This is a genomic window from Corynebacterium mendelii, assembly GCF_017307055.1.
Taxonomy (GTDB): domain Bacteria; phylum Actinomycetota; class Actinomycetes; order Mycobacteriales; family Mycobacteriaceae; genus Corynebacterium; species Corynebacterium mendelii.
The window spans coordinates 50,658-55,687 of sequence record NZ_JAFLEQ010000018.1 but is presented as its reverse complement, the minus strand read 5'-3'; the positions used below and the strand labels follow the sequence as shown (position 1 = coordinate 55,687).

The window sequence follows — 5,030 nt, the reverse complement described above, 5'->3', positions numbered from 1 at the left end:
CCCGACAACGGGCCGCCCAGGGTGCTTGTTCCTATTTCCGGCAGTTGGCCCACCAGTGTGTCTTCTTCTGCCGGGACAGCGGTACAGGCACTTTTTCTATCGGGGGCTATGTTCAACGCCGCCCGGTTTTGCGCGGGTTGGGAAGACAAAGGTTACCGGCGGCTGAGTAGTCTTGCGGTCACGATCCCCGGGGACATCCTCCCGGTGGGTTCCCGGTTGACGACATAAGGGCAGGAATTGTTGTGAGCATCATTATTGTTGAACCTGATCCAATCGCCCCAGTCAGCCGCTTTGGCACGTGGCTTGCCGAGTGGGGGGAGACACCGGTGTATCTGTCGATGCCGCAGGACGCTGACGCACTCACGGAGCTGGCCCGCGCGGTAGGAACCGGTACAGGCGGGGTGGACGGACTGGTGGTGTGCGGAGGCCGCATGAGTGCCCTGGCATGTGATGAGCATCCGTGGCTGGAGGATCTCGGCCGACTGCTGCGGGCGGTGATAGCCGAAGAGATTCCTGTGTTCGGTATGTGTCTGGGGCTGCAGATTCTGGCCCACACCTTCGGCGGAGAGGTCCGGGTCGGCGATGACACTGCCGGCCACGACGGGCCGTTGACAGTAACGCTCGAGCGCCCGGCACTAGCGGATCCGGTCTTCGGCGCACTTGCCCGGTTGGGAACAACCGTGACCGTCTACGAATCGCACAATGACCATGTATCGGTTGTTCCGGCGGGCGCGGTGGTGCTGGCGTCCTCCACCAACTGCCCGGTGGAGGCTTTGCGCTACGGCTCTGCGGTGGGCACCCAGTTTCACCCTGAAGCATCACCCGATGAGGCTGCGCGGTGGGCGGAATCGGAATACGGTCCCGGTGCAGCTGGACCCGCCCGCCGCGAGGCAGAGGAGGCAGATCCCGCCATCGCGGCTGTGGGGCGGGCGTTGTGCCGCGGTTTTTTTGATCAGGTGACTGCCCGGCGGAGCACCGGCTGACCGGGTCCTTGCCGATCGGGGAGGTCGCCCATGCCCGGTCGTTGCGGGGTGCCTAGTCGTTGACTATGGCGGCCAGCGGCGGGGTGGCGGCGGCCCGATGGGCGGGGAACGCCGCCGCAATAACACCGACGACCGCCGACGCTGCGATCATGGCGGCTACCGTATCCCAGGCAATGACAATGGTGTTGATGCCGTGGCTGGTCATAATCGACAGGAAGGCGTAGCCGACGGCCACCCCCACTACCGCCCCGTTGAGCGCACCGGTCACGGCGATGACCACACTTTCCAGATAGATCATGGTGCGTATTTGCCCCCGCCAGCCGCCGACCACCCGCAGCATGCCGATTTCCGTGCGGCGTTCAATCACGCTGAGCGCCAGCGTGTTGATGATCCCCAGAATCGCGGTGATCACCGCCAGTGCCAAAAGTCCGTAGAGCACCGCCAACAGTTGGTCCACTCCCGCCACCGACAGGTCACTGAACTGCTGTTTGGTCAGCACGCTGACCACCAGGTAGGGGGCGGCCGCTGTGTTCAGTTCCTCGCCGAAACGCGCGATGGAGGCCTCATCGCGGCGTACGGACGAGGCGAAAATATTCTGGATTCCGATGGTGGACTCCCCGATAATCGCCTGTGCGGTCCGCTGGGAGATCACCGCCTCCCCCAGGCCGCTGAACGGGTCGTAGACACCGAGGACCTCCACGGCGAATTCCTCGCCGTCCGGGGTGCCGACGGCAATCGTGTCGCCGGGTAACGTGTGTGTTTTCGCGGCGAGATCGGTGTCGATGATCACCCCGGCTTTGCCGGTCAGGTTGACTGACCCGGCCACGGGGTTGAGCTCCAGGCCGCTTCCGGCACCGGGGGTGAAGTCCAGATCGGCGACATCGGTGGAATTGGGTCTGCCGCCGGGGACACCACGGGTTTTCCCCGCCACTGTCAGGCTGGCGGTGCGCAGGACGGCAACCTGCCCGGCGTCGTCCAGCCGGGTGACGGCCTCCGCCAGGGGTTCGGGGACGGTCAGGGTGGAGCCTGTTGGCCCCTTGATCACGTAGTCGGCGGTGACGGTGTCGTCAATCATCCCGGAGACATTGGCTTTCATGGTTGCGCCCAGCATGCCGATGGTGGTGACCATGATCAGTCCCAGGGTCAGCGCAAAGGCGGTGGAGGCGGTTCTTTTCGGGAACCGGCGGCCGTTGGTGGCGGCCAGATGCCCCACCGCCCCGAAGGGGGCGCCGACGATTTTCCCGAGGAAAGCCACCACCGGAACCACCACCACCGGTCCCGCCAGCCACAGTCCACCGATCAGGGCCGCCGCCCCGGCGCCGATGAACCACACCCTGATCTCGGTCGTGCCGAGCGATTCGGTGACCGCTCCACCGGCCAACAGGGTGACACCGAAGGTGAACAGCCCGCAGGCGGCGATGAACCGGGTGCGGACATCGTCGTGTGTTTCGGTTCCGGCGCCGGCTATCGCCGCCACCGGCGCCACGGTGCCCGCCCGGCGGGCGGGCACGTAGCCGGCCAGGATGGTCAGCACTGTTCCCACCAGCATCGGAACGGCAACCGAAGTGGCCGACAGGGTCATCGCCGAGCGTGGCAGGCCGATCTGCAGGTGGTCCATACCGACACCAACGAGGCTGACCAGTCCCACACCACCGGCAACCCCGGCGGCGGAACCGATCAGCCCCACGGCCGCCGCTTCCCCGGTCACTGCCGCGGTGATCTGCGCCCGGGAGGCCCCGACCGCCCGCAGCAGGGCGAATTCGCGGGTGCGCTGGGCGACGATCATGGCGAAGGTGTTGCTGATCAGGAATGTTGCCACCAGCAGCGCGATCCCGGCGAAAGCCCACAGAAAGTAGCGGAGGAAACTCAGGGCCTGTTTCAGCTGTCCGGTGGTTTGGTCGGCAAGTGTTGCCCCCGGGATGACAAACGCCCCGGGCAGGGTCTTTTCGATCCCGGCGGTGGCTTCGGCGATGACGGTTCGGGCCTCGTCGCTGCCGCGCGGTATCCCGGGACCCGGTGCACCGTCGTTTTTCAGTCCTGTCAGGCTGATGGCCACCATCTGCACCCGGCCCCCGGCGGCGAACAAATCCAGGTAGGTGTCCTCGTCGAAACCGACGCCGATCCAGCCGCCGGTGTCGGCGGCCGACGAATAGGAGCCGGTGATGGTGGCCTGCCGGGTGAAAGTGGGGCCGACGACAACGACCCTGTCGCCGATGGCAAGGCCCGCCGTGTCCAGGGCGGTGGCGTTGATGATCACCTGGCCGGGCCCTGTGGGCCGATCGCCGGTGACATCCCGTGTCCCACCCAGCATCCCGCCGTCCGGGCCGACCGGCAGAGCCTGGGTGGGGGCACCGCCGGTGGGCAGGACACTCCCGTCGGGCCGGGCCACCACCACAGTTGCCGGATCCGCCAGCAGCGACACCTTCGACACGGCGGGATTGCCGCGCAGGGCGCGGGCCGTGTCGGCGGGAATGCCCGCTGTTCCCGGCCCGCCGGTGGCCGCAATATCCACATCGTCGAACATGGAGGAGACAATCGCGGTGAAGGAATCCTCCAGCTGGGCGGTAAACAGCGCCGAACCGGTCATGAAGGCGGTACCGATGACCACCGACAGCAGGGTGAGCACCAGCCGCAGTTTGTGGGCGATGATACTGCGCGCACCGATACGGACAAACAATCCGGCGCCGGTGGGCCGGGTGCTCATCGCACACCCATCCGGGACATGACCCGCGCCACTTTCTCGGCGGACGGATGGTCGATGTCGTCGGCAATACGCCCGTCGCTGAGCATCACCACCCGGTCGGCCCAGCCGGCGGTTGAGGGATCATGGGTGACAATGACCACCGTCTGCCCGAGATCATCGACGGCGCTGCGCAAAATACCCAGCACCTCGCGGGTGGCGTTGGAGTCCAGGTTACCGGTGGGTTCATCGCCGAAAATCAGCTCCGGGCGGGCAATTAAAGCCCGGGCCACCGCCACCCGCTGCTGCTGCCCGCCGGACAGCTCGGAGGGGCGGTGGTTGAGCCGGGAACCCAAACCCAGCCGGGAGACAATGTTGTCCAGCCACGCGGCATCGGGTTTCTTGCCCGCCAACGCCACCGGCAGGGTGATGTTTTCCCCGGCCGTCAATGTCGGCACCAGATTAAACGACTGGAACACAAACCCCAGCCGGTCCCGCCGCAGCGCGGTGAGCTGCTTGTCGGACAGGGTCGACAAATCGGTTTCACCGATCAGCGCGGAGCCGTGTGTCAGCGAATCCAGTCCCGCCATGCAGTGCATGAGGGTTGATTTGCCGGACCCTGACGGGCCCATGATCGCGGTGAACTGTTGCCGCCGGAATGTCACGTCAACATCGTCCAGGGCGGTGACCGCGGTTGAACCGGTGCCGTAGCGTTTGACCGCCCCCACCGCCCGCGCGGCGGCATCCGGGCACGTGGTTGGGTTCATCGGCGCGGCACACCACACTTTCCGGTCTTGTGGGACAGGCAAAAAGACAACACAGCAAAAAACGGGCCGCCGCAAAAACCGGGCGAGCGGTAACACCCCCACGCTACCTGCTGGGGGCAGCCGGGGAAAAACAGCCTTCCGCGCCCGCCGGGGGCGGGGTGATGGCCCCGCCGTGCGCCGGCTGCCGGCTACACCGTGCCCTGCAGGCTGAACCGCCGGGGGCCGCCGGTGACCGGATCGGTGAAGCTGATACCGGTGCAGGCCAACGCCAGCGGCGGGGCGGAGGTGTCATTGAGACGTGGCCGGTCAACGACCGGGTAGAGCGGATCGCCCAGAATCCCGTAGCCCAGATCGGCCAGATGTTTGCGCAGCTGGTGGGTTTTCCCGGTCCGCGGGCGCAGCCGGAAACGGTACAAGCCCACCGGTTGCGCCCCGCAGTCAACCGCGGGCGGGCCAAACAGCGCCACCGCCCGGCGGGCCTGGTCGTCGGTGAGCACGGTGACCGCATCAATGACCGTTACCGCATTGCAGGCGCCGTCCTCGACCTGCGCCTGCAGCTGGCCGTGGGTTTTTTTCAACCGGTTGCACACACGGTCCGGC

At 66.5% G+C, this 5,030-nt stretch carries 3 protein-coding genes and 1 pseudogene; 1 reads left to right on the top strand and 3 read right to left on the bottom strand.

The window, feature by feature from the left end; translation table 11 throughout:
* The first annotated feature begins 242 nt into the window (after nt 1–242).
* On the top strand, nt 243–983 hold the full coding sequence (locus tag JZY06_RS12075) for a type 1 glutamine amidotransferase (RefSeq protein WP_207279822.1): 741 nt from the start codon (nt 243–245) through the stop codon (nt 981–983).
* 52 nt (nt 984–1,035) lie between these two features.
* Here JZY06_RS12075 and JZY06_RS12070 read toward each other — a convergent pair whose 3' ends face one another.
* From JZY06_RS12070 to JZY06_RS12060, 3 genes and pseudogenes are all read right to left on the bottom strand, one after another.
* A complete protein-coding gene (locus tag JZY06_RS12070) occupies nt 1,036–3,687 on the bottom strand; it encodes an ABC transporter permease (protein WP_207279821.1) in 2,652 nt (883 codons plus the stop codon).
* The gene (locus JZY06_RS12065; protein ID WP_207279820.1) at nt 3,684–4,430 is read right to left on the bottom strand and encodes an ABC transporter ATP-binding protein; all 747 of its coding nucleotides are present in this window, start codon (nt 4,428–4,430) and stop codon (nt 3,684–3,686) included. Before JZY06_RS12065 ends, JZY06_RS12070 begins: the two co-directional genes overlap by 4 nt.
* Before the next feature lie 188 nt (nt 4,431–4,618).
* Nucleotides 4,619–5,030: pseudogene (locus tag JZY06_RS12060) on the bottom strand (hypothetical protein); the annotation flags it as partial.

What these genes read in the sequence shown, in the direction of transcription:
- JZY06_RS12065 (WP_207279820.1), bottom strand. Translation starts at nt 4,430, where the DNA reads ATGAACCCAACCACGTGCCCGGATGCCGCCGCGCGGGCGGTGGGGGCG.
- JZY06_RS12070 (WP_207279821.1), bottom strand. Translation starts at nt 3,687, where the DNA reads ATGAGCACCCGGCCCACCGGCGCCGGATTGTTTGTCCGTATCGGTGCG.